The sequence below is a fragment of the Flavobacteriales bacterium genome, assembly GCA_016712535.1.
Classification (GTDB): Bacteria; Bacteroidota; Bacteroidia; order Flavobacteriales_F; family PHOS-HE28; genus PHOS-HE28.
In genome coordinates this window covers 1,047,595-1,072,378 of record JADJQW010000002.1, presented here as the reverse complement: position 1 = coordinate 1,072,378, position 24,784 = coordinate 1,047,595, and the positions used below count along the sequence as shown (strand labels likewise).

The window sequence follows — 24,784 nt, the reverse complement described above, 5'->3', positions numbered from 1 at the left end:
GATCGGCGCATGAGAGCCCCGGCGATGCCGGGGCTCCGTGTTCAATAACGCCTGCGTCGCGCGGTGGTGCGGATGCCCAGCACGCCGAGCAAGCCCCGCGTGAGTTCCCGCACGATGGTGTTGCCGACCTGGCGCGCCATCGGGTTCTTCGTCATTCTCTCCAAGGTGCTCGGCTCTTCGCGCTCCGGCCTCGGCTCCTCCACCCCTTTCTCCTCCTTCGCATCATCCTCCTCCCTGCCCTTCATCCGCTTCTCCAGGATCTCGAACGCGCTCTCCCGGTCGATCGCTTCGTTATAGGTCCTCACAAGCTCGCTGCGCGCCACCAATCCATCGATCTCCAGTGGGCTCAGCACATCCATGCGGCTGATGGGCGCACGCAGCAAGGCGTGCGCGAGCGGCGTAGGCGTGCCCTTCTCGCTCAGCGCGGTGACCAGTGCTTCACCGATGCCGAGCGAGGTGATCAGCTCCTCGACATCGTAGAAGGGAGTGAGCGGATAGTTCTGCGCGGTCTTCTTGATGGCGGTGCGGTCCTTCGCCGTGAAGGCGCGCAGGGCATGCTGCACCTTCAGACCCAGTTGACCGAGCACGCCCTCCGGCACATCGCTGGGATCCTGGGTGCAGAAATAAACGCCCACGCCCTTGGAGCGGATCAGCTTGATGATGGTCTCGATCTGCTCGAGCAGCGCCTTGGTGGCGGTGCTGAAGATCAGGTGCGCCTCATCGATGAAGAGCACGAGCTTGGGTTTCTCCGGATCGCCGACCTCCGGGAACGTGCTGTAGATCTCCGCCAGCAGGCAGAGCATGAAGGTGCTGAAGAGGCGCGGCCGGTCCTGGATATCGGTGAGGCGCACGATATGCACCACGCCTTTGCCATCGCGCGATTCGAGCAGGTCGTTCACATCGAAGCTGCGCTCCCCGAAGAAGCGGTCGGCGCCTTGCTGTTCGATCTCGATGAGCTTGCGCAGGATGATGTTCACCGTGGCGCCGCTCACCTGGCCGTAGACCTTCTTGATCTCGTCCTTGCCCTCATCGCTCACGAACTGCAGCATGCGGCGCAGGTCCTTCAGGTCGAGCAGGGGCAGGCCGTGGTCATCGCAGTACTTGAATACGAGCGCCAGCACGCTCTGCTGGGTGTCGTTCAATTCGAGGATGCGGCCAAGGAGCACAGGTCCGAACTCGCTCACCGTGGCGCGGAGGCGGGCTCCCGGCTCCTTGCTCAGGCTCAGCAATTCCACCGGCAGGCCTTGCGGCTCATAGGGGATCCCGAGCTTGGCATGACGCGCTTCGATCTTCTCATTGCTGGCGCCGGGCGCCGCGATCCCGCTGAGGTCTCCCTTCACATCCATCAATAGGGAAGGCACGCCGTTAAGTGACAATTGCTCAGCGAGCACCTGAAGCGTCTTGGTCTTGCCGCTGCCCGTGGCGCCGCAGATGAGGCCATGGCGGTTCATCGTGCGGAGGGGCACCTTCACGGCGCAGCCTGCGGGCACTTCGCCGTTGTAGAGCGCACCGCCCAGCTCGATGGCGCTTCCTTTGAACGTGTTGCCTTCTGTGATGGCGCGGATGAAATCGTCTGGTGCGGGCATGCGTGCGGGATTGCCCGCAAAGGAAAGCGCCTCGGCCGATGCTTACTTGAACGAGATGCGGTCCATGGCGAAGCGGCCGCTGCCCGTGAAGAGCAGCGCGAGGTAGCCCATGAGGTAAACCAGCGCCAATTCGCTCTCGCCGAATGGCTGGCCGCGATCAACCACGAAGATGATCACGCCCATGGCGATGATCAGCGGGACCAATGAAACACGCGTCCACAGGCCGAGCACGACCAGTGCCGAGCAGATCACCTCCGCGAATACGATCAGTGCCAGGCTCACCGGACTGCCCAGCCCGATGGGGTCCGCGAAGCTGTCCATGCGCTCTCCGAATCTCATGAGCTTGGGCCAGCCGTGCTGCCAGAGCATGGTGCCTCCGAAACCGAGGCGCATCAGCAAGTAACCAAGGTCTTCGGAAATGGGTTGACTGTTGAGGAGCATGGTCGGAGCAGAGGTTGGGCGGTGAGCAGCCACAGCTGCATTGCGCGCCGAAGGTGGCCCTCCGGATTGAGGGCTCGCTCGCTCAGAGCATGCAGTTTTCCACGAGGCGTTGGGAACCTTTCACTGCGCCGTCCGTTGCACGCCCCGCCATGAAGACCTTGACCACATCCTTCCTGCTTGCCGTAACCGCGCCCTTGCTCGCCCAGCAGAATTCAGACATGCTCGCAGGCATGAGCGCCATGCGCGCCCAGATGCATAACGAAGCCGAAGCTTCCTTCACCAAGGCCGTATCGGAGGCGCCGGCTGACATGAAAGCCTGGTACTACCGCGCGGTGAACCGGATCGGCATGAACGACCTCGGCGGTGCCTTGAAGGACCTGGACCAAGCCCTCGCGCTTAGCCCCGACGATGCCCATGCCCTTCTGCGTCGCGCTGAAGTGAAGAGCCGCCTTGGTGCTGATCACAGCGCCCTGGCCGACCTGACGAAGATCCTCAGCGTAAGGCCCACAGGACCCGCCGCCGAGCACGCCCTGCTGCAACTGGGCCACTTCGCCATGAGCAGCAACGACTACATGGGCGCCAAGGCTCACTACGACCAGCTGGTGCGCATCGCGCCGTACAACGCGCTGGGGTGGTGCGACCGCGGTATCGCACTGGCTGCCATGCACGAGGACGACCTCGCACTGAACGACCTCGACCATGCTGTGGAAATCGACCCCGACCTGGACCAGGCCCACGTGCAACGCGCCATCGTCCTGCTGCGCATGGACCGCAAACAAGAAGCTTGCGCCGCTCTGCATCAGGCCCATGACCTAGGCAACCTCAGCGTGGAAGAGATGCTGCTCATCTACTGCGAATAACCGGCCTTCCTGTGCCGACAGCCCGGATGGACCCCCGGGCGGCGACGGGGCTTCCGCAAGGAGGCCCCGCTGCGTTGCTGATCATTGCTTCACTACACGGCTTGCGAAGCTCCGGCCATCGGCCATAGCCGTTACCGTGTAAACCCCGCCAGGGAGCGAACTCAAGTCGAGCGGATGCTCACGGCCAACCAAGCCGTTCCGCAACAGGACCACCCTGCCCTGCGGATCACTGATGGCGAGATCGACCAGGGCGCTCAAGGGAACACGCAGCAGCACGGTGCTTGAGCCAAGTGTCGGCGATGGGAACAAGCGGAAGTCCGATTCAATCAGCTGGCGGAACTCAACCGCCTTCGCCGAGCTGCGACCTTGTCCGGAGAAGGCGATGCGGAAGTGCACCGTGCTCAATTCAGGCGGTGCCTCGTCGTACCAATCGTAGAGCACAGGGACCGCGGGGTCGCCGCAAAGGCCATCGATGCGATGCACAACGCTGAAATCGACCCCATCCGTGGAGCGCTCCACCTGTGAGCCATCGCAAGTGCTCCCGCCGGTCATCACCCACTCCACATGGATCCGGCCATCGAGCACCGTGAGCGTGAAGGATTGGATGAACGGATGCTCGCCATCCTGAGCGCGGCTGGCCATGCAGGCCGCCAAGGCGAGGAACAACGAGAGCGCGCGCATGGTCCGAAGGTAATGGCAACGAATGCCGAGCTTCGTCGCATGCCCGCTCACGCCCTGACCGGATGACCACGCTCGCCGACCGATTGCTCGACCTCACTTTCAGCTTCAAACCCGAGCGCGTGCGACTGCCCCTTGGCGTAAGCCTGCTGGATCCTTTCGTTGGTGGGCATGGCTTCGAGGTGCAACGCCTCGTCACCGCTTTCCACCGCAGCTACTTCGACGACAACAATCCGCGAACGCTGCTGCTGGGCATCAATCCCGGGCGCTTCGGAGCAGGCCTCACCGGCATTGCATTCACCGATCCGAATGACGTGCGCGAGGTGCTCGGCATCGCACATGACCTGCCCGACTCTCGACCGGAAACCAGCAGCCGCTTCTTCAAGCAACTCGTTCTTGCCGCTGGCGGGCCTCATCAGTTCTACGGTCGGGCGTATGTGCATTCAGTGTTCCCGTTCGGATTCATCGCCGCAGGCAAGAATGGAAACATGGTGAACCTGAACTACTATGACCGGATGGACCTCTCAACTGCTGTTCGTCCAATGGCCGCCGAATGGCTGAAGGGATTGATCGCCGCCGGTTGCCGGAGCGACCATGCGCTCTGCCTGGGCAAGCGTGAGAACTTCCGGTTCCTGGTTGAGCTCGGGCTATTCAAGCGCATCACGCCTTTGGACCATCCGCGCTTCATCATGCAATACAAGGCGAAGAGCGTGGAGCGATACGTGGCGAGTTACCTTGATGCGCTCCAGGATGCGTGAATGCCAGGGCCAACTATTCGTCCCAGGCCCGTAACCTCTCCTTTGCTTCGGCGACATTCCTTGCACCGAACCCGCCACCGTGCCCGAAGACAAGCGCAGCGCATTCATGCAGGCATACCAGCCTTGCCACGAGCCCTTCGTCCGGTATTGCTCGGCGCTGGCCCATGGAAAGATGGACGCTCAGGACCTCGTGCAGGACGTGCTGCTCAGCGCGTTCCAGCGATTCGATTCCATCCGCAAGAAGCATGAGCTGCTGCATTACCTGATCCGCGCGGCGAAGAACCGGGCGGCAAGTGCCTGGCGAACGAACAAGCGCAGCTCCGATCTCTTTGAGAAGCAAACGGCACGCTTGCAGGCGCGGGGCGCCAATGCCGAGATGCTCCTCGATGTGGAGATCCTCTACGCCACGCTTGAGCGCCTTCCCACCGAACAGCGTGACGCCCTCGTGCTCTTCGAGGTCAGCGGATTGTCCATGGCAGAGATCGCTGCGATACAAGGCACCAACGAGAATGCGATGAAGACCCGCGTGAGCCGAGCGCGTGCGGCTGTCCGCGAAATGCTCGGTCACGGAACTCACCAGAAGACGGACGCTGCGCTCGACGCATTCAAGACCCTGATGCTATGAAAGGCCCCATCGATGAAGCGCCCGTTCTGAAGCCGCTGCGCGAGTTGCCGGCGGAGCTCTCCTTGGATCAGGTGGGGCTCATGGTGCTCGCCTTCCCGCTGGCAGGCGCTGGTGCGGGCTGGCTCGCTTGGTGCAAACTCCACATGAACTCCATAGCCATGACAACCACTGGATCGATCATCCTGGCCGGCGGCCTTTACCTCGCTTCACCAAGCGAATCGGCCATGCCCAGAGCCGAAGCCGCAATGCCGGAAACCGCACCTGCAGAACTTCCGATCACTGAGCCAATGGCAGAGGAGGCCGCAGCCGTTGTGCTCGATCTGCCTAAGGTCAATGCGCTCCCCGCCAAGGAGCCTGAGCCCACCAAGGCACCGCCCGCTCCAATGAAAGCCGAGCCAATAGCGCCTCCATTGGAATCCGAATCCCAGGAAGGAGGAGTTGTTCTTCTGGCAAGCCTGAACACCGAGACCGCCGGGGGCTTCCCTGCCGTAGTGCTCACTATCGACCGGAACAGCCGTAGTTATGATCTGAAGGGATTCACCGGAGTGCAGCTCGCGACCAGCATCGACGTGACGGTAAGCGAAGGCGAATTCTCCGTGACCGCAATGGGCGATCAGCAAGCCCTGGATCGACTGAGGATTTCCGTCGAGAAAGGTCTGTTGCGGATCGACAAGGACCATGAGAAGTGGTCGAAACTGAACTGTGAGAGCTCGGTCAGCGTGTCCATCCGAATGCCCGTGATCGATCGGTTCGAGGTGCTTGGATCCGGGAACCTCGCTGTGGGTGAGTTCAAGCGGGCGGAAGAGCTCACGCTCGGATTGGCCGGCTCCGGCGATATGATCGTGGCGGCCATGGGCGAAGCCCGATCGCTTCGCATGAACATCGCAGGTTCTGGCGATATCGTGCTTGGCGAAGTGAACGTATCGGGCGCCACCACCATCCGCATCGCCGGCAGCGGTGATGTGCGCGCAGCCGGCCGAACGGGCAGCCTTGACATCGGCATATCCGGTTCGGGCAATGTATCCGCGGGTGATCTTGAATCCGGCACCTGCAAAGTGCGGATCTCCGGTTCGGGTGACGTGATCGTGAACTGCAGCGGCGAAATGGACAGCAGCATCTCTGGCTCCGGCCAGGTCGTGCAATCCGGGAGCGGCGGCGCCCGGCCACGAGGGGTTGGCACCATGAGTTATTAGGTCCAATCGGTTCGGCGGCCGCGCTCCCGGTAGCGCATCAGCGAGGCGCATGATGCACGGGCACGCGCAATGAGCGCGCTGCTATCTTCGTCGCATGCCCATCGAACGCCTTTTCGACATCCCGCGCCACCAACTCGCCCACTACCCGAAGGCCGACGCCATCGCCACGAAAGAGAACGGCCAATGGCGGCCCTACTCCACCCAAGAGCTGATCGACATCAGTGAGCGGCTGGCGCTCGGACTGATGGCCTTGGGCGTTGCGCCAGGCCATAAAGTGGCCATCTGCAGCGGCAATCGCAGTGAGTGGGCCCTAGTGGACCAGGCCATCCTGCGCATCGGCGCAGTCACCGTGCCCATCTACCCCACGAGCAGCAAGGACGATTACGCTTTCATCCTGAAGCATGCCTCCGTGAACGTGTGCTTCAGCAGCAACAGTGATGTGCATGCGAAAGCAGCCGGTGGAGGGATCGCATCGCATTGCTTCACCTTCGACCGCATCGGTGGAGCGCGGCATTGGAGCGAGGTGCTCGACCTTGGCGATGCCGCGCAAGCCGGCACGCTGCGCGCCTATGAGGCCGGCGTGAAGGGCGGCGACCTGGCCACCATCATCTACACCAGCGGTACGACGGGCAAGCCCAAAGGGGTGATGCTCACGCACTCCAACGTGATCAGCAACCTGCTGGCCAGCATCGAGCGCTTCCCGGTTGACAGCAATGCGCGCTGCATCAGCTTCCTGCCGCTCTCGCACATCTATGAGCGCATGCTCATGTACATGTACCTGTACGTGGGCGTGAGCATCTACTTCCAGGAATCGCTCGAGGACCTGGGCGATCGCATCCGCGAAGTGCAGCCCGATGTGTTCACCGCAGTGCCGCGCCTGCTGGAGAAGATCTTCGACAAGATCATCGCGAAGGGCGAGGCGCTCTCGGGAATCAAGCGCAAGCTCTTCTTCTGGGCGCTGGAATTGGGCTTCAAGTATGACGTGCATGGCCGCAGCTGGTGGTACAACGTGCAGCTCGCCATCGCCCGGAAGCTCATCTTCAGCAAGTGGCAGGCGGCGCTCGGCGGCAGATGCCGCGTTGTGGCAAGCGGCAGTGCTGCCTTGCAGGAGCGGTTGGCGCGCGTCTTCAATGCGGCAGGCGTGCCCGTGATGGAAGGCTATGGCCTCACCGAGAGCAGCCCCGTGATCAGCGTGAACGACTTGCGCAACGATGGACTCCGATTCGGTACCGTGGGGCGGCCTATTCCCGGGGTGGAAGTGCGCATCGCGCCTGATGGTGAGATCTTGGCGCGCGGGCCCAACATCATGGTGGGCTATTACAACGAGCCCGAATTGACCAAGGAGGCGCTGGACGCCGATGGATGGCTGCATACCGGCGATATCGGCGAACTGACCGCTGAAGGGTTCCTGCGAATCACGGACCGCAAGAAGGAGATCTTCAAGACCAGCGGCGGTAAGTACGTGGCACCACAAGTGCTGGAGAACCGACTCAAGCAATCACGCTTCATTGAACAGGCCATGGTGATCGGAGAGAACCGGAAGTTCCCGGCTGCGCTCATCGTGCCTGATTTCGCTTTCCTGAAGGACTATTGCGCGCTGAAGGGCATCCCCTTCGAGAGCCGTGAGCAGGTAATCGCCGATAAGAGGATCGTTGATCGGATCTTCCGGGATGTGGAAGCCGCCAATGCCGATATGGGCAATTGGGAGCGCGTGAAGAAGATTGCTCTGCTTTCGGCCGAACTCACGATTGACGGCGGCGATCTCACACCATCCTTGAAGCTCAAGAGAAAGCCGATAATGGCCAAGAACCAAGCGCTTGTCGAGAGCATATACGCGGAATAGCCTCAATAACGTCAAGCTCACGCAACCCACTGGTAATCTAAGCGTAACAGGGCATTCAGCCACCTGGGCGCCGGTTTGGCGTCTTATATTTGTCGCGCTCGTTCCATGGATCTGTTTTCATTGCCCCTCGTGAGGACCCAAATGAGCCTTCGCACTGTTGCGCTCCGTTCCTCGTTGGGGTTCCTGTTGACCTGTGCCTGCGCCTTGGCTCATGGGCAGACAGCAGGCGATTATGGCTCGTGGGTGACGGGAGCTTGGAACACCGTCGCCACTTGGAGGGTCTATGACGGGGTCAGTTGGGCAAGTTCGCCAGCGGCGTCCGCCGTTCCGAATGCCAATAACCGGGTCTGGATCAGGACCGGCACCACCGTCACTGCTGCATTCGGCAGCACCTACCATTGCGCAGAGCTGTTCATTGAACCCACGGGGCGGCTCTACAACAACAACACCGGCGCAACCAACCTGAGCTATGTGCACGTGTACGGTGTGGCTCCGGCGCACACCGGCCAGATCCTGGTGAACGGCAACTTGGGCAATGGCGCCACATTGGATGGCATCAGCCTGAGCATCGATGGAGCGAACATCACCATGAGCGGAACCGGGGCAGCCAATGCAGCCCGGATCAGGAAAACGGTGACCACGCATCCCATCAGCGGCGCAGCGCTCGGCACCACGAATTTCACCATCGGCATGAACGTGAACCTGCGCTTCAGCGCGGGCAGCACCACCATGCTATACAATGGCTGCACTGCGGCGAGCAATTTCCATGTGACCATCAACGCGGGCAGCACCCTGGCGCTGGTGGGTGCCGCCGGCACAGGCAACGTGAGCATCGATGGATTGGCAGGCGCCGATGCCGCACAATTGGGGGGGTCTATCACGGTGAACGGCAGCTTGATCATTCCCGGCATCCTTTACGCGACCACGAATAACACGCTCGTGGCGAACGAGTGCCGCATCACTATCGGCCCCGGTGGTTACGTGCGCGCCACCCAAGTGCACGCGGCTGGTTCTGGGACGGCCTGGCACCGGATGTTCGTGAACGCTGGCGCCACGCTCGAGATCACCGGCACCCCGGTAGCTTGGCCAGCGTACATCGTGAACAACAATCAGTACGCCTTCGACGCTGCGAGCCTCACGATCTACTCCGGGGCAGGCATCCAGAATGTTCCGAATGTCGTAGGGGGATATGGCAACTTGCGAATCACCGGCACGGGCACCAAGACCATCCTCGGCACGCTGCTGATCAAGGGCAACCTGGATATCCTCAATGCCACGGGCACGCCGGAGCTCGATGTCACCATCTCTAATTTCCAGGTGACCGTGTACGGGAATTGGACGAACTATGGTACAACCGGCTTCAACGAACGCACCGGGCTGGTGCTCTTCAGTGGCACCACAAGCACACAAGTGATCAACACCGCAGGTGGCGAGGACTTCTTCAATTGGCGCATCGCCAAGACCGCAGGGCAGCCCTTGGTGCAGATGAACTCAGATGTACGTGTGGCGCAGGTGCTCAACCTGAACACTACGGCAGCGATCCTCGATCTGAATGGGCGGATGCTCACCTTGCTGAATTCATCCGTCGGCGCCATCGCATCGAACAGCACATTCGGCACCACGCGGCATATCCGCAGCGAGCGCACCGACAACGCCAGCCGCGTTCGCTGGGCCATCGGCACAACTACCGGTGCGCATCTGGTCCCCTTCGGCACGGCCACGGCGTACATCCCTTTCACCTTCGACCTGCTCAGTGGCGATGCCGGCAGTGTAACCATGGCGACCTACGGCACGCCCCCGGATAACATGCCTTTGCCTGTTACGCCCACCTTGGTCACCGCTTTGCCCAGTGGCTACGGGTTGCTGCCTGATAACGCCGAAGCCACCGTCGATCGGTTCTGGCAGATCGATGTGACCGGCACTCCGAACACGCTGCTTACCTTCTCGTACATGGCCAGTGAGCTGCCGAGCGCTCCTTTGGCCGATCCGCTGAGCCTGCGCGCCCAACGATACAATAGCGCAGTGCCTTATTGGGAAGACCAATTGGAATCAGTGGGCAATGGCTCCTATTGGGCAACGGCGAACAATGTGAGCGCCTTCGGCCCTTTTACCCTCACGCACATCCTGAGCCCGCTGCCGGTTGAGTTGCTCCGTTTCGATGCCATGGCCGACAACAGCCTGGTCCGGCTCGACTGGACCATCGCTTCCGAATTGAACAATGACCATTATGAAATCCTAAGGAGCCGTGATGGCGTGGCCTATGAATCCGTGACGACCGTTCCCGGGGCAGGCACGAGCCAATCGCAACTCACCTATCGCGCCTTCGACCGTGCCCCGTGGCCTGGCCTGAGCTATTACAAGTTGCGCCAATTCGATACGGATGGCCGCTGGTCCGATAGCCATGCGGTGCCGGTCCGGTTCGAAGCCGATGGCCCGGAACCAGCGCTCTACCCGAATCCGGTGCGGGAGATGGCCTTCATCCAAGGCCTTCCTGCCGGCCGGACCGACCTGCGCATCGTTGACGCAACCGGCCGGTTGGTGGCCCAGGCGCGCAAAGAAGGGGATGGCGACCGGTTCGAATGGCCCCTTGGTGGCCTTCGCGCTGGGGCCTACCAGCTCCATGTCATTCAAGGTGAGCGTTCATGGACGCTGCGCCTGCTGCGCGACTGAGGCGCTCCGCATTTCATTTATCAACAAGTTGTGCTCCCCGATTCGCGGTTGAGCGGATTCATTGCACCTTCGGATCCCCTTTACCTGCAGTTGACGCTGCACCATCAATTTCGGCCCGTGAAACCCAACTCCCCGACCATGAGACTCTTCAACCCTACACCGCATCGGCTTCGCGCTGCTTGGGCCCTTTCGGCCTTCGTCATCCTCATCGCATCAGCATCCGCGCAGCACAGCTACACCACGCTCGGCTCACCCTACACGCAGGATTTCAGTGCCTTGGGCACCGCGAACATCTCCGTGGCCGGTGGCGACCTCAACCTGCACAGCAGCGCTGTGAACGGCTGGTATTTCCTCGAATCGAGCGGCAATACCCAGATGGACGCTGGCACCGGGAGCTCTAACGGGGGTAATTCATTCCACTTCGGCCTGAGCGGCAATACGGAGCGTGCGATCGGCGGCCTTCAGAGCGGAAGCAACATTCCGACGATCGGTTTCTTCCTGGTTAACAATACCGGCTCCACCATCACCAACGTGGCCATCGCGTATACCGGCGAAACTTGGCGCATCGGGGCTATCAACCGCTTCGATCGGCTCGACTTCCAGTACAGCACGAATGCCACGAGCCTGACCACGGGCACTTGGAATGATATTGATGCATTGGACTACGCGAACGTGGCCGCCTTGGCCACCGCCAGCGGCAGCATGCTGCACAGCGCGGCCATCAGCCACACGCTGACCGGACTGAGCATCGCCAATGGTGCCACGCTCTTCATCCGCTGGACCGATTTCAACGCATCTGGAGCCGACGATGGCATGGGCGTGGATGATTTCTCGCTCACCGCGACGGCCGCACCTGCCATCAGCACCAACCTTACGGGCTTCACAGGCGCTTTCGGCAACGTGAACGTGGGCAGCAATAGCACTGCGCAGACCTTCCTGGTGAGCGGAAGCAACCTGACTGATGACCTCGAAGTGCTGGCCCCGGCTGGATTCGAAGTCTCGCTTGACGGAAGCGATTGGAGCAATAACCCCGTAGCCATCACACCGACCAGCGGCACCGTGAGCGCCACCACGATCCATGTGCGCTTCAGCCCTGCTGCAGCCATCGCTTACGGCGCCGATGTGACCTGCTCGAGCACGGGTGCATCGAACCAACCGGTGCCAGTGACCGGAACGGGCATTGCGGTCTCTGGTCCTACGCAATTGGCGATCACCAGCATCAATGGCGGCGGCAACGTGATTGAGAACACGGGGTTCAGCGTGACGGTGCAAGCGCAGGACGGAAGCAACAATCCGCAGAACGTTGCGGCTAATACCAACGTGCTCATTACGGTTGATCAAGGCGCTGGCTCGCTCAGCGGCACTTTGACAGGAACGATCCTGGCAGGCACGCACACCGTCGTGATCACAGGCTTGCTCTATGATATCACCGACGCCGGCGTCGTGCTGAATGCTGAGGTAACGACCGGTGATGCGCTCACCGACGGCCTCAGCGCGCCGTTCGATGTGTTGGGAGCCGCGCAGGATCTGAGCTTCAGCAACATGCCGCCCAGCGGCCTCACCAATCAGGTGGTCGCAGCCTTCCAGGTTGATGCGCTCCGCGGGGATGCCACCGTGGCTACCGAATTCGGCGGCGCGGTAACGATCAGCGTTTTCATCGGCCCCGGCAACATCGCCGGAACGCTCACCCAGACTGCGGTGAACGGCACGGCCACCTTCAACGACATCAGCTTCGATGCGCCCGGCACCTATGTGCTCACCGCGACAGCAACCGGCTTGAATGACGGCAACAGCCCGGCGATCGTTATCACCGATGAGCCGACGCTCACGGAGATCATCCTCCCTCAGTATGCCGTGAACGGAAGCACCTCAGGCACGCGCCTCCCATACCTCTGCAGGCTGCAACTGGACAACCTGGTTCCGAACGCGAATTATCGCTACATCGTGGGTGCAAGCACGAATGCGAGCCTGGGCCTGGCCTCATCAGCGGGCAACATGTACGCGATCAACAATACGGCTGGCGCCTTCGGGCATATCACCGGCCAGACCTCGAGCAAGGGCGTGAACGCCCCTGTGCTCGACGGGGATGAGTTCACCACGAACACGCGCAGCGCCGAACTCACCACCGATGGTACCGGCAGCTACACGGGCTGGTTCAGCATGGTGCCAACTGGCAACGCGGTGTTCAATGATGGCAACGACGTGTACTTCTACGTGCAGCTCAACAACGGCTTCGGCGGGCTCGCGATCACCAATTCGGTGCGGACCACGAACACCATCCGCATGATCGTGCCGACAGGCACCGCTCGCGCGGCGCGCGGCGAATCGAGCGCTGCTGCCGAGAACATGGTGTTCCTCTACGACAATGAGGCCGGCACGGGCCGCCCCGTCTGGGGCACTTGGGCGGAGAGTGACGGCATCGACCAGACATACACCACTTGGCATGATGCAGGTGTTGATGGCCAGGTCGGCCGTTGGGGCGCCTACCTGCCCACCACCCTTCCTGATGGCATCCGCCGGATCGAGCAGCGCGATGTGGCAACCGCGGCGCTGGTGAACTGCCCCGGCCTAAGCAGCAACGGCACGTGGTCCGGAGCAGGCAGCACCGTGAACCCGGCCTCGGGCACCACGCCCATCGTGTTCACGACGAGCGATGCCAACTTCGATGCGCCCACCACTTGGTACGCTGATACTGAAGGCGATAACCTTGGCGATCCCAATGACAGCCAAATTGCCTGCGTGCAGCCAGTCGGCTACGTCGCGGACAACACCGACCTCTGCCCTGCGGTGGCAGGCACCGTGGGCTCTTCCTGCGATGATGGCAACAACAGCACGATCAATGACGTGCTGCAAGGCGATTGCAGCTGCCTGGGCCAGACCGTGGATTGCGAAGGAACTCCGAACGGCCCCGCGTTGCCCGGCACGCCTTGCAACGACAACGACGCCAACACCGGCAACGATACATGGAGCCCAACATGCCTGTGCGTCGGCCAGCTGATCGACTGCCTCAACGTGCCCGGTGGCAGCGATCTGCCGGGCTCACCCTGTGATGACCTGGACCCGAATACCGGCAACGACACATGGAGCGCCGGATGCGCCTGCATCGGACAACCGCTCGACTGCCTTGGAGTGCCAGGCGGATCGGCCATCCCCGGATCACCCTGCAACGATGGCCAGGCGAATACCACGAACGACACCTATCAGCCCAATTGCAGCTGCACCGGAGTCCCAGTGCAGTTCACGAATGGCAACATCGTGGTGCTGCAAGCAGGCAACGGCAGCGGCGCGCTCACCAATACGGGCAATCCGATCGTGCTGCGTGAATTCACCGGCGCCGGCGCGAGCACCATCAGCATCGAATTGCCCTCTGGTGCAACTGATCCGCTTGTCGTGAGCGGCACCGCGACCACCGAAGGCGCTCTGTCGCGCTCCGCTGACAAGGCCAAGCTCGTGTTCGCTGGCTATGCGCAAACGCTTCCTGGAGCAGGGAACCTGACCTCAAGCACCTCGGCCTCCGTGAATCGCGCGATCGGCTCCATGGATAACGCCGCATCCTTCGTGCGCGAAGCCACGAGCGCGAGCTTCTTCAGCGGCGGCAGCGTCCGTGGCGCCGCCAGCCAAGGCACCGACTTCTGGAGCGCGGGCGCCAACACCGGAATCGCCTACTTCGGTCCTGGCGCACCGGCTACCGTGAGCACCACGCTCACCAACAACCGCGCGATGGAGGTGCACAACGGTCAACTGTATTTCTCAACCGGCTCCGGCGCAAGCCGAGGGGTTTGGGCCGTTGGAAGCGGATTGCCCACCACGACTGGTCAGACCAGCACCGTTGTGATCAATGCTGGAGGAAGCGCTAGCCCTTATGAGTTCACCTTCAACCCCGCCACCACCATCTGCTACATCGCTGATGACCGGGCATTCTCTTCCGGTGGCGGCGTGCAGCGTTGGGACTTCATCGCAGGCAACTGGGTGCTCAGCTACACCTTGGCGGTTGATGGCACAACAGGAGCGCGCGGATTGGAGGTGGATTTCAGCGGCGCGGATCCAGTGATCTACGCTACCACCACGGAAGGAACGAATCGACTGGTGCGCATCGTGGATACCGGCGCAGGCAGCACAGGAGCCACGATTGCCACGGCGCCCGCGAATACCGCGTTCCGTGGTGTGGCCCTTGCGCCTGAGGCGCCCTGCGTTGCCGATGCCGACAATGATGGTGTTTGCGATATCGATGACAACTGCGTGAGTGTTCCCAACCCTTTGCAAGAGGATGGTGACAGCGACGGCGACGGCGATGCCTGCGACGTGTGCCCCACCGCGGCGAACACCAACCCGGGTGATGCCTGCGATGATGGCGACTCGCAGACCGTGCTCGATGTGATCGGCACAGGGCCAACCTGCGGCTGCGCTGGCGTTCCCTGCACCACCGATTTGGACTTCGTGTACCAGGCTGATGGCTATGACGACCTGACTTGGCAACTGTTCGAGCAAGGCACCAACATCCTTGTGCAGAGCGGTGGCGGCGCCCTGGTCGGCAATGGTTCTGAGGCTACTTGCCTGCCCGATGGCTGCTTCTACCTCGTGGTCACTGATGGTGCCGGCGATGGCATCGTGAACGGCGGCTACCTCCTTAAGGTCAACAGCAGCGTGCGCCTGATCGACAACCTCCACGACCAGTACGGCAACGGCGGCTTCACCAGCGGAGCCACCAGCCAGATCGCGGGCAACGAGGGCTTCTGCCTGCCCGTGGGCACCGACCGCCTGATCTACACCAGCTGCGATAAGCTCGACTGGGCGCCATACGCATGCGGCCAAGCCTTCATCGTGGCCAACGCCAATCCGTTGGCGACCGGTTACCAGTTCTGGTTCTATGATCCGAACGGGGGCTCAGCTTCAAGCGCGCCCAAGCCTCCACGCACTGCTTGCTCAGCACCCTCCCGCTTGCCCAAGGCGTATTGTACAACGTGAAAGTGCGCGCCCTCGTCGGCGGGGTGTACAACAACTGGGGCCCCGCTTGCCGCATGATGCTGAACAACGCTCTGGCATCGTGCCCCCGCACCAAGCTCCTGGACCTGCCCGGCAACCAGTACCTGAGCTGCGGCCAGAGCCGCACGATCGGCTCCACCCAGCTCGTGCATGCGCGTCCGGTGAAGCGCTTGGTGGAGCCAGGCCCCACCTGCTCAAGCGCATTCTGGCAGAACGCGAACCGCTACCAGTTCCGCTTCCGCATCCCATCGGAGAACATCACCATCGTGAAGACCAGCGCCACGGGGCAGTACTGGGTGAACACCAACGGCCTCACCTGCGGCAAAACCTATGAGGTGGATGTGCGCGCGAGCTTCAACAATGGCTCCACCTGGTGCCACAGCAGCGACCCCTACGGCGACATCTGCCTGCTCACCACCACCTGCAGCTTCGGCATGGCTGAAGAGGGCGGCAGCACCACGGCGAGCGAGGCCCGCGTGGCGATGTACCCGAACCCGAACCGCGGCGATCAGCTCTTCTTGAGCCTGAGCAGCGTTGAGGAGGGCGTGGAGTCCATCAACCTGGACATCTACGACAGCTTCGGCAAGCGCGTGGCCCAGCGCACCATCGGGGTGCAGGACGGCTACGTGAACACCGCCATCGCCCTGAACGGGGAGCTGGCCAACGGCATGTACCTGGTGAGCATCGCGGCCGGCAGCGCGATCCACACCGAGCGCCTGGTGATCCAGAAGTAGTCGCGAGCGAGACGCATTGAAGAGAAGCCCCGGCCATGCCGCTGTGCAGCGGGAGGCCGGGGCTTCTTTCGTTCAAGGCTTGAAGTCGGGATACAGCAAATACTTGGAGCGGATCCTCATGAAGCGCTCCAAGCCCGGCTTCCATGACGCGCGGATCGCCTCTTCGCTATCGCCGCGCTGGATCCGCTCGCGCAAGTCCTTGCTGCCGGCCAGCTTATCGAAGAAGGGCGTGAAGAAGCCGGCCTTCTCCGGTGCTTCGGCATGGAGCCCAACGAGCCACTGCAGGTTGATGCGCTTCTCCATGCGGCTCTGGAAACCACCGTAAGCCTCGAGGTCCAGTCCTTTGCACTCATGTCCCTTATGCGGCGGGTCCTTCGCTCCGGGCATAGCACGCGGCGTGAAGCGGTGATCACCTACGGGATTGCCTGGATACCCGATGCACTGAAAAGGCTTCTCCGTGCCGCGGCCCACACTTACCACCGTGCCTTCGAATAAACAGAGCGACGGATACAGGTAAACAGAAGCCATGTTCGGCAGATTCGGCGATGGGCGCTCATCCAGCTTGATGAACAGGTCGTGCTCATAGCCCTCGCACGCGATCACCGTCAGGTCACAGCGCATGCCATCGGGAAGCCAGCCCTCGCCGTTGATCATGCGCGCATACTCGCCGATGGTCATGCCATGCACGATCGGAACCGGATGCATGCCTACGAATGAGCGGTACGCGGTATCGAGCAAAGGGCCATCGACGTAGAAACCGTTGGGGTTAGGGCGATCGAGCACGATCACCTTCTTCTGGTGAGCGAGCGCGGCCTCCATCGCATAGTGCAGGGTGCTGATGTAGGTGTAGAAGCGCGCACCCACATCCTGAATGTCGAAGAGCAGTACATCCACATCCGCGAGCTGCGCGGCGCTCGGTTTCTTGCTCTTGCCGTAAAGCGAAACGATGGACAGGCCGGTGCGCGGGTCTCGGTGGTCCTTCACCTGCTCACCGGCATCGGCATCACCACGGAAGCCGTGCTCCGGAGCGAACACCTTAACCACTTCCACCTTGAGCGCCACCAGTGAATCGACCAAGTGGATGCGGCCAATCCGGCCCGTATGATTGGTTACGACACCAATGCGCTGGTTGGCCAGCAGCGGCAGGTATTCCTCGGTTCGTTCTGCTCCAACGCGCACCTCAGGTTCGCCCTTGGCCACGAGCTTCGGCGCTTGTGCCGTGGCGTCCAAGGCATTGCCGATGAGCAGCACAAGGCCCAGCCATGACGCACGGTCTATCTTCGGCCGCATCGCATCCGCAGTGGCCTTCGCGCACTTCATCGCCCGGCGCATCGTGCGCGGCAGCTCCACAGGCACATCGAGCTTCTCGCGCCCGATCGTGGCCATTGCCATAGGGGGCGTCGTGGTGGGCATGGCGGTCATGATCCTTACTGTGGGCATCACGCGGGGCTTCCAGCGCGAGGTGCGGGCGAAAGTAACCGGAGCCTCGGCGCACCTGCAGATCGCGGCAATCGGCCAGACCGATCCGAAGGAGACCCTGCGAATTCCCATTGAGCAATCGTTCTATCCCTGGCTCGATACCGTTCCGGGCATCGCGCATATCCAAGTCTATGCCACCCGCCCCGGCATCATCGAGACGGAGAACGACATCGAAGGCGTTGTCCTCAAGGGCATCGGCGCCGATTACGACACGAGCTTCCTGTCCGCGCACCTGAGATCCGGCAGCTTGCCGGCCATCGCCGATAGCGCGCGGCCCATCGATCTGCTTCTCTCGAAGCACCACGCCGACCGGTTGCGCATCGGCACGAACGACACCATCACGACTTACCTCGTGCGCGGGCGCGACGACATACGCCCTCGGAAGTTCCGGGTGTGCGGCGTGTACCAGACGGGCCTGGAGCAGATCGACCACAATCTCGCCTTCGTCGACATCGACCACTTGCAACGCTTCGCGCAATGGGGACTGAAGGCGGAGATCAGCGTGGGCGAATTGGAGTACGGCAGCTTCGTGGTGCTTCAAGGGCACGCATTCGGCGGCGATAGGATCTACGAATACGAATGGCCGGGCACTGACCTGAAAGGACCTGGGCCGCACCGCGTGCAGCTCTACGAGCGCCATGTCCCCGATTTCCCGCACGCGCCCATGGGAAGAGCGCCACGCGATACGAGCTTCACCCTTGTGGTGCACGATGCCGACCGCACCATCCCCGATACGGCCATCGTGCTCATCACGCCGGACCGGATCATGCCGCATATAAGCAGCCTCGGAACGGAAATGATCGTGACCAGCATCAGCGTGCAGCGCAGTGGCAGCGGCGGCAGCTACCGCAAGTACTGCGGCGGCTTCGAGGTAATCCTCGAACGCTTCGAGGATGTCACGCGCCTTGACGACCTCGTGTACACCGAGTACCTGCCCAGCAACCTGCGCTCGCTCAGCGTGCGCGATCGCTTCCCCGAGATATTCGCTTGGTTGGAGCTGCTGGATAAGAACGTGGTGGTCATCATCGTGCTCATGGTGATCGTTGCCATCATCAACATGACCAGCGCCTTGCTCATCATCATCCTTGAGCGCACACCGATGATCGGCACCTTGAAGGCCATGGGCGCCAGCAACGGAGCTATCCGGCGGATCTTCCTGGTCAACGCTTCCTACATCCTCGGCATGGGCATCCTGTTGGGCGACCTCTTGGGCATCGGTCTCGCACTGGTGCAGCAGCGCTTCGGTATCGTGAAGCTTCCCGTGGAGACCTACTATGTCGACCGGGTGGTGGTTGACCTTGACCTGATGCCGATCATCGCCCTCAACGTCGGCACCTTGTTCATATGCGTGCTTGCGATGGTCCTGCCCAGCATGCTGGTAACCCGCATCGCGCCGGCCAAGGCGATCCGGTTCGCGTAGCGCACGTCACTCCAGGCAAGCGAGGCTCTGCCAGCGCGACCCGGAATCCCACCAATCACTGCGTTCCGTGCTCCGTGAGACCCTGGATGCGCTGTCGCCCACGGCCCCGCAGTTCCTGCGCTCCGGAGTGACGTTACACCTACGCGACCGGCTGGGCGATCCTACCTTCGCCAGCGCCATGAAGATCCACGAGAACATCCTCACCACCATCGGCAATACGCCCATGGTTCGCCTGAACAAGATCACCAAGGACGTCGCCGCAACCGTGCTGGCCAAGGTGGAGACCTTCAACCCCGGCAACAGCATCAAGGACCGCATGGCCATCAAGATGGTGGAGGATGCGGAAAAGGCAGGCCTGCTGAAGCCCGGTGGCACCATCATCGAAGGCACCAGCGGCAACACGGGCATGGGCCTGGCCATTGCGGCCATCATCAAGGGCTACAAGTGCATCTTCACCACCACCGATAAGCAGAGCCGGGAGAAAGTCGATATCCTGCGCGCCTTCGGAGCCGAGGTGATCGTGTGCCCCACCAACGTGGATCCCGAAGACCCCCGCTCCTATTACTCGGTCTCGTCGCGCTTGGTGAATGAGACACCGAACAGCTGGAAGGCCAACCAGTACGACAATCCGAGCAATGCGCAGGCGCACTACGAGAGCACTGGCCCTGAGATCTGGGAGCAGACCGGCGGCAAGGTGGACCACTTGGTAGTTGGCGTGGGCACCGGCGGCACCATCTGCGGCACTGCACGCTTCCTGAAGGAAAAGAACCCCAAGCTGAAGGTCTGGGGCATCGATACCTACGGTTCGGTCTTCAAGAAGCTGAAGGAGACCGGGATATTCGACAAGAACGAGATCTACCCGTACATCACCGAAGGCATCGGCGAGGACTTCGTGCCGAAGAACGTGGACATGGACCTCATCGACCACTTCGAGAAAGTGACCGACCGTGACGCCGCGATCTTCACCCGGAAGATCGTGAAGGACGAAGGCATCTTCGTGGGCAACAGCGCGGGCAGCGCCATGGCAGGCCTATTGCAACTGAAGGACAACTTCAAGAAAGGGGAGGTCGTTGTCATCATCTTCCACGACCACGGCACGCGTTACGTGGGCAAGATGTTCAACGATGACTGGATGCGGGAGCGCGGCTTCCTGGTGGAAGAGAAGCCCACCGCCGGTGACCTGCTCAAAGGCAAGGACCTGGGGCTGATCTCAGTGGAAGCCGAAGAGCCCGTGCTCTACGCCATCGATCGCATGCGCAAGCACAACATCGACCAGTTGCCGGTGATGGAGAACGGTAACCCGGTGGGTACGATCACCGATGCGCGGCTGTTCGATGCGATCCTGGAGGACGCCGATGTGCGCACGCAGAAGGCCCGTGTGGTCATGGGCCCTGCCCTGCCCGTGATCGGCGCGGATACCACTCTGGAGGACATCGCCAGCAAATTGGGCAATGGCTCACCGGCCGTGCTCGTGCAGATGCCGAACGGCTTGGGGATCCTGACGAAGCAGGATATCATCGGGAAGCTGAAGTAACCGGAGGAGCCATCTAGGTGATGTCTTTGAAGGGGCTTGGACCTTGTTGGACATGCTTGGGGGTTTCGCACGGAAAGGCATAAGCGGTATGCGGACGACTGTCTATCGGGAATGGCGCTCACGTGACAACGCTTGGCTTGGCCTACTTAAGCTCGTATTGATTGTCTCTCTGATGGCTTTCCTCCTTTACCCATAGTCCGGCGAACATGGCACGCTTAATCGACCAAATGGATCGCCAGGTCGAAGCACCAGATATGCCACGGCGCATCATCTCCCTCGTCCCTTCACAAACCGAACTGCTCTACGACCTCGGCCTGGGTGACCGCGTCGTCGGCATCACCAAGTTCTGCGTGCATCCGGAAACCTGGTTCAAGACCAAGCACCGTGTGGGCGGCACCAAGAAGGTGGACATCGAGAAGGTGCGCGCACTGAAGCCGGACTTGATCATCGGCAACAAGGAAGAGAACGAGCGGAAGGACATCCATGAACTGGAGAAGGAATTCCCGGTGTGGATGAGTGATGTGCGTGATCTTGAGGGCGCGCTGGACATGATCCTTCGCGCGGGCGAACTCACCGGAACAACGGCCAGAGCCGTGTCCATCACTGCTGGCATAAGGCAAGCTTTCGCCACCCTTCGACCTTTGGAAGAGCCTCGCACGGTGGCGTTCTTCATCTGGCGTGCGCCCTTCATGGTGGCCGGTCATGGCACTTTCGTGGACGATATGCTCAAGCGCTGCGGGTTGATCAATGTCTTCGATGAAGGCGATGCCCGCTATCCGGAGATCACCGCGCAGGAAGTGGCGGAGGCCGACCCGGACGTGATCCTGCTCTCATCAGAGCCATACCCCTTCATGGAGAAGCACATCGCTGAGCTCAACATGATCTGCCCAGGCACGCCGGTGCGGCTGGTCGATGGCGAGGCCTTCAGCTGGTACGGCAGCCGCTTACTGAAAGCACCAGCCTATTTCAGCGGGCTGATCGCCTCGTTGCGGATCGAAGGGTGCGTGACCTGAGTGGCAACGGCCAAAGGATCACATCGGCGGCAAAGGCACGAATGGTGCAAGGCTACTTTTGCGTACCGCCGCATGCACCGCCTCTTGACCGCCGTCCTGCTCCTGCTCGCCGTTGCGCGCATGCAGGGCCAGCGCGTTGGCGTGGTGCTCAGCGGCGGCGGCGCCACGGCCATGACCCACATCGGCGTGCTGAAAGCGCTGGAAGAGAATGGCATTCCCATCGATTGCATCACCGGCAGCAGCATGGGCGCGTTGGTAGGGGCCATGTATGCATCAGGCTATTCACCGGCGGAGATGGATTCGCTCTTCCGCACCGACCTCTACCGCATCATGGCCGAGGGCGGCCCAGAGGCCAAGCACACGTACTACTTCAAGCAGGACCGTCCAGACGCCTCCCTGATCAACCTGCGCTTCGATGTGGATACGCTGATCCAGACCTCCTTGCCGACCAACCTGCGCAGCCCTGCCCTGCTCGATTTCGAACAGATGCGCGGCTTCGCCCCTGCTGCGGCGGCCTCGGGCTACAACCTCGACAGCCTCTTCGTGCCTTTCCGGTGCGTGGCCAGCGACATCACCGCGCAACGTTCGGTGGTGTTCCGAAAAGGGGACCTGGCATTGGCCGTGCGAGCGAGCATGAGCTATCCGTTCTATTTCAAACCCATCCGCGTCGACGGCCACCTGATGATGGACGGCGGGCTGTACAACAACTTCCCGAGCGACGTGATGTACTCTGATTTCTTCCCTGACCTGATCATCGGGAGCAACGTGAGCAGCAATTCATCGCCCCCCGACGAAGACGACCTGGTGAGCCAGTTGCGGGCCATGATGCAGGAGCCCACCAATTTCTCCGTGATCTGCGAGAACGGCGTGATCATCGAGCCCCGCACCGAAGTCTCGCTCTTCGACTTCTCGGATCCCGGGCGAGCCATCGACGATGGGTACCGTGCAGCTCAGGAACGCATGCCGGAGATCCTTGCGCAGATCCATGCACGTGCTGATCCGGACCGATTGCGGGCACGACGCATGGCCTTCCGCGCGCGCATGCCCAAGCTGCTGTTCGACCAAGTGAGCATCGTCGGCCTGCGGCGCTCCGCCACGCGCTACGCCTCTCGCGTGGTGGACCGCTCCGGAAAACCTCTCGAGGCTGAGAATCTCAAGCGCGCGTACTTCCGCCTGCTCGCGGATAACAACATCGCCTTCATGCATCCGCGGGCCACTTTCAACGCCGCGACCAGCCGTTACGACCTCACGCTCACGGCGAAGCGCCAGAAGCGGCTGGAGGTGCGCTTCGGGGGCATGTTCTCCTCGCGCCCCATCAACACCGGCATGGTCGCGTTGCGCTACAATCTCCTCAGCCGCGCGAGCATGTACGCTCAGGCCAGTTCATACTTCGGCAAGTATTACCAATCGGCCCATGTGCGCGTGCGCAGCGATCTGGCCACGCGCGTTCCCATGTACCTGGAGCCGGTATTCGCCCTTCAGCGCTGGGACTACTTCAGCAGCTTCAGCACCTTCTTCGATGAAGTGCAGCCCAGCTTCGTGGTGATGAAGGAGACCTGGGGCGGCCTGAACGCAGGCATTGGCATGGGCAACAAGGGACTGATCCGCTTCGATGCCAAGGTGGCCGAAACGCGCGACAGCTATTACCAGACCGACGCCTTCACCGGCCGTGATACGAGCGACGTCACTTACTTCGATTACGGAACGAGCGGCCTGTTCCTAACGCGCAACTCGCTCAACCGCAAGCAGCACCCCAATGCCGGCGAGGCCTTGAGCCTCTGCATTCGCGGCTACTCCGGGAAGGAGCGCACGGTTGCCGGGAGCACGCAAACGGAGCCGGGCCAGCGATTCCTTGACCAGCATGATTGGTTCTCGGTGAAGGCGCAATGGGACCAGTATCTCCTTCCGCGCGGGAAGGTGCGATTCGGCGTGCTTGCCGAAGGCGTGTACAGCACCATGCCGATGTTCCAGAACTACACGGCCAGCATCATCCGGGCGCCTGCGTTCGAGCCAACTCCCGAGAGCCGCACATACTTCATGGAGCAGTTCCGCGCCCCCAAGTACATCGCCGGCGGATTGCGGTCGATCATCGCGGTGGCGCGTGAGCGCCTCGACCTGCGGCTCGAAGCGTACGTGTTCCAGCCTTACGAGCCCATCGTGCGGGGCGAAGGCAATGAAGGCACAACCGCCCCTGCCTTCACCGAGCGCTATTACATCGGTTCCGGCTCGCTCATCTACCAGAGCCCGATCGGGCCGGTCTGGTTCAACCTCAGTTACTTCGACCAGTTGCGGGAGCCTTGGGCCTGGAGCCTCAACTTCGGCTACATCCTCTTCAATCAGCGGCAGCACGAATGATCACGCACGACCTGCTCGACGCTTACGAATCCGTGAAGGGCGATTACACGCTGCTCCCTTGGGGCCTTCGGCCGGACGAAGCGTTGTGGGAAGCCGTGGATGGCCTGGTGCTCGAACTGCATCTGATCGAGCACGGCTATGCAAGCGATGGTTACGCGAAGCACGTGGAGCGCGAGCTGCGGAAGCTGTGCGCCGATGCGGGCGTTGCTCAGCGCATGAAAGCGATGCGGCTCTGACCGGAACGAAGAAGCCCTCGGTGAAGGAGGGCTTCGTGACCGGCTATGCGCAGGTCACGCCTGAGCGGCCGGGCCGCCGAAGTTCATCGGGATCTCGGGCATCTCGGTATCGCGGATGGGGCCATGCACCTGCTCGAACTTGCCGATGTTATCGGCGAGGGCGCGCATGAGGCGCTTCGCATGCTGCGGCGTGAGCAGGATGCGCGAGCGCACCTTGGCCTTGGGCACACCGGGCATCACGCGCACGAAATCGAGCACGAACTCGGAGTTGCTGTGGGTGATGATCGCGAGATTGCTGTAAACGCCGTCAGCCACCTCTTCGCTGATCTCGATGTTCAGCTGGTTGGGGCGGGGTTGGTCTTTCTGGTCAGCCATG

General features: G+C 61.8%; 18 protein-coding genes. 13 read left to right on the top strand and 5 right to left on the bottom strand.

What is annotated here, in order from left to right; genetic code table 11:
- Nucleotides 1–41 precede the first annotated feature (41 nt).
- Together IPK70_04415 and IPK70_04410 are read right to left on the bottom strand one after the other, a co-directional pair.
- Nucleotides 42–1,586 (bottom strand): DUF853 family protein, encoded by a 1,545-nt coding sequence (locus tag IPK70_04415; GenBank protein MBK8226398.1) that lies wholly within the window; start codon nucleotides 1,584–1,586, stop codon nucleotides 42–44.
- A 42-nt stretch (nucleotides 1,587–1,628) separates the two neighbouring features.
- Entirely contained in the window at nucleotides 1,629–2,027 is a 399-nt protein-coding gene (locus IPK70_04410; GenBank protein MBK8226397.1) for a DoxX family protein, read from the bottom strand.
- Between the two features lie 149 nt (nucleotides 2,028–2,176).
- Here IPK70_04410 and IPK70_04405 point away from each other — a divergent pair, with 149 nt between their 5' ends.
- Nucleotides 2,177–2,887 (top strand): hypothetical protein, encoded by a 711-nt coding sequence (locus IPK70_04405; protein MBK8226396.1) that lies wholly within the window; start codon nucleotides 2,177–2,179, stop codon nucleotides 2,885–2,887.
- 81 nt (nucleotides 2,888–2,968) lie between these two features.
- Here the strand turns inward: IPK70_04405 and IPK70_04400 are convergent, their stop codons facing one another.
- Nucleotides 2,969–3,568, bottom strand: a complete 600-nt coding sequence (locus IPK70_04400; protein ID MBK8226395.1) for a T9SS type A sorting domain-containing protein — start codon at nucleotides 3,566–3,568, stop codon at nucleotides 2,969–2,971.
- Nucleotides 3,569–3,630: 62 nt separating this feature from the next.
- On the opposite strand from IPK70_04400, the gene IPK70_04395 reads away from it, so the two are divergent.
- From IPK70_04395 to IPK70_04365, 7 genes are all read left to right on the top strand, one after another.
- Nucleotides 3,631–4,323 carry a DUF4918 family protein gene (locus IPK70_04395; GenBank protein MBK8226394.1) on the top strand — a complete coding sequence of 231 codons (693 nt, stop codon included), beginning with the start codon at nucleotides 3,631–3,633 and terminating at the stop codon, nucleotides 4,321–4,323.
- Nucleotides 4,324–4,402: 79 nt separating this feature from the next.
- Nucleotides 4,403–4,948 carry an RNA polymerase sigma factor gene (locus IPK70_04390; protein MBK8226393.1) on the top strand — a complete coding sequence of 182 codons (546 nt, stop codon included), beginning with the start codon at nucleotides 4,403–4,405 and terminating at the stop codon, nucleotides 4,946–4,948.
- On the top strand, nucleotides 4,945–6,141 hold the full coding sequence (locus IPK70_04385; GenBank protein ID MBK8226392.1) for a DUF2807 domain-containing protein: 1,197 nt from the start codon (nucleotides 4,945–4,947) through the stop codon (nucleotides 6,139–6,141). The genes IPK70_04390 and IPK70_04385 overlap by 4 nt, the downstream gene beginning before the upstream one ends.
- Before the next feature lie 94 nt (nucleotides 6,142–6,235).
- On the top strand, nucleotides 6,236–7,984 hold the full coding sequence (locus IPK70_04380) for a long-chain fatty acid--CoA ligase (GenBank protein ID MBK8226391.1): 1,749 nt from the start codon (nucleotides 6,236–6,238) through the stop codon (nucleotides 7,982–7,984).
- Nucleotides 7,985–8,170: 186 nt separating this feature from the next.
- On the top strand, nucleotides 8,171–10,654 hold the full coding sequence (locus IPK70_04375; GenBank protein MBK8226390.1) for a hypothetical protein: 2,484 nt from the start codon (nucleotides 8,171–8,173) through the stop codon (nucleotides 10,652–10,654).
- A gap of 138 nt (nucleotides 10,655–10,792) precedes the next feature.
- A complete protein-coding gene (locus IPK70_04370) occupies nucleotides 10,793–15,619 on the top strand; it encodes a hypothetical protein (GenBank protein MBK8226389.1) in 4,827 nt (1,608 codons plus the stop codon).
- Nucleotides 15,574–16,371, top strand: coding sequence for a T9SS type A sorting domain-containing protein (locus IPK70_04365; GenBank protein ID MBK8226388.1), 798 nt, complete (start codon nucleotides 15,574–15,576; stop codon nucleotides 16,369–16,371). The genes IPK70_04370 and IPK70_04365 overlap by 46 nt, the downstream gene beginning before the upstream one ends.
- A 72-nt stretch (nucleotides 16,372–16,443) precedes the next feature.
- On the opposite strand, the gene IPK70_04360 is transcribed toward IPK70_04365, so the two are convergent.
- The gene (locus IPK70_04360) at nucleotides 16,444–17,661 is read right to left on the bottom strand and encodes a DUF1343 domain-containing protein (GenBank protein ID MBK8226387.1); all 1,218 of its coding nucleotides are present in this window, start codon (nucleotides 17,659–17,661) and stop codon (nucleotides 16,444–16,446) included.
- Nucleotides 17,662–17,749: 88 nt separating this feature from the next.
- Between IPK70_04360 and IPK70_04355 the strand changes: the two genes are divergently transcribed.
- From IPK70_04355 to IPK70_04335, 5 genes are all read left to right on the top strand, one after another.
- Nucleotides 17,750–19,270, top strand: a complete 1,521-nt coding sequence (locus IPK70_04355) for an ABC transporter permease (protein MBK8226386.1) — start codon at nucleotides 17,750–17,752, stop codon at nucleotides 19,268–19,270.
- Between the two features lie 178 nt (nucleotides 19,271–19,448).
- The gene (locus IPK70_04350) at nucleotides 19,449–20,804 is read left to right on the top strand and encodes a pyridoxal-phosphate dependent enzyme (GenBank protein ID MBK8226385.1); all 1,356 of its coding nucleotides are present in this window, start codon (nucleotides 19,449–19,451) and stop codon (nucleotides 20,802–20,804) included.
- Nucleotides 20,805–21,031: 227 nt separating this feature from the next.
- On the top strand, nucleotides 21,032–21,817 hold the full coding sequence (locus IPK70_04345; GenBank protein MBK8226384.1) for an ABC transporter substrate-binding protein: 786 nt from the start codon (nucleotides 21,032–21,034) through the stop codon (nucleotides 21,815–21,817).
- Nucleotides 21,818–21,889: 72 nt separating this feature from the next.
- Nucleotides 21,890–24,172 (top strand): patatin-like phospholipase family protein, encoded by a 2,283-nt coding sequence (locus tag IPK70_04340; GenBank protein ID MBK8226383.1) that lies wholly within the window; start codon nucleotides 21,890–21,892, stop codon nucleotides 24,170–24,172.
- The gene (locus IPK70_04335) at nucleotides 24,169–24,408 is read left to right on the top strand and encodes a hypothetical protein (GenBank protein ID MBK8226382.1); all 240 of its coding nucleotides are present in this window, start codon (nucleotides 24,169–24,171) and stop codon (nucleotides 24,406–24,408) included. The genes IPK70_04340 and IPK70_04335 overlap by 4 nt, the downstream gene beginning before the upstream one ends.
- A 54-nt stretch (nucleotides 24,409–24,462) precedes the next feature.
- On the opposite strand, the gene IPK70_04330 is transcribed toward IPK70_04335, so the two are convergent.
- Entirely contained in the window at nucleotides 24,463–24,783 is a 321-nt protein-coding gene (locus tag IPK70_04330) for a DUF3467 domain-containing protein (GenBank protein MBK8226381.1), read from the bottom strand.
- Between the last annotated feature and the right edge of the window lies 1 nt (nucleotide 24,784).

Coding starts and splice junctions, on each gene's coding strand:
- IPK70_04360 (MBK8226387.1), bottom strand. CDS start 17,661: ATGCGGCCGAAGATAGACCGTGCGTCATGGCTGGGCCTTGTGCTGCTC.
- IPK70_04405 (MBK8226396.1), top strand. CDS start 2,177: ATGAAGACCTTGACCACATCCTTCCTGCTTGCCGTAACCGCGCCCTTG.
- IPK70_04370 (MBK8226389.1), top strand. CDS start 10,793: ATGAGACTCTTCAACCCTACACCGCATCGGCTTCGCGCTGCTTGGGCC.
- IPK70_04395 (MBK8226394.1), top strand. CDS start 3,631: ATGACCACGCTCGCCGACCGATTGCTCGACCTCACTTTCAGCTTCAAA.
- IPK70_04415 (MBK8226398.1), bottom strand. CDS start 1,586: ATGCCCGCACCAGACGATTTCATCCGCGCCATCACAGAAGGCAACACG.
- IPK70_04330 (MBK8226381.1), bottom strand. CDS start 24,783: ATGGCTGACCAGAAAGACCAACCCCGCCCCAACCAGCTGAACATCGAG.
- IPK70_04340 (MBK8226383.1), top strand. CDS start 21,890: ATGCACCGCCTCTTGACCGCCGTCCTGCTCCTGCTCGCCGTTGCGCGC.
- IPK70_04345 (MBK8226384.1), top strand. CDS start 21,032: ATGGATCGCCAGGTCGAAGCACCAGATATGCCACGGCGCATCATCTCC.
- IPK70_04380 (MBK8226391.1), top strand. CDS start 6,236: ATGCCCATCGAACGCCTTTTCGACATCCCGCGCCACCAACTCGCCCAC.
- IPK70_04335 (MBK8226382.1), top strand. CDS start 24,169: ATGATCACGCACGACCTGCTCGACGCTTACGAATCCGTGAAGGGCGAT.
- IPK70_04385 (MBK8226392.1), top strand. CDS start 4,945: ATGAAAGGCCCCATCGATGAAGCGCCCGTTCTGAAGCCGCTGCGCGAG.
- IPK70_04410 (MBK8226397.1), bottom strand. CDS start 2,027: ATGCTCCTCAACAGTCAACCCATTTCCGAAGACCTTGGTTACTTGCTG.
- IPK70_04400 (MBK8226395.1), bottom strand. CDS start 3,568: ATGCGCGCGCTCTCGTTGTTCCTCGCCTTGGCGGCCTGCATGGCCAGC.
- IPK70_04350 (MBK8226385.1), top strand. CDS start 19,449: ATGAAGATCCACGAGAACATCCTCACCACCATCGGCAATACGCCCATG.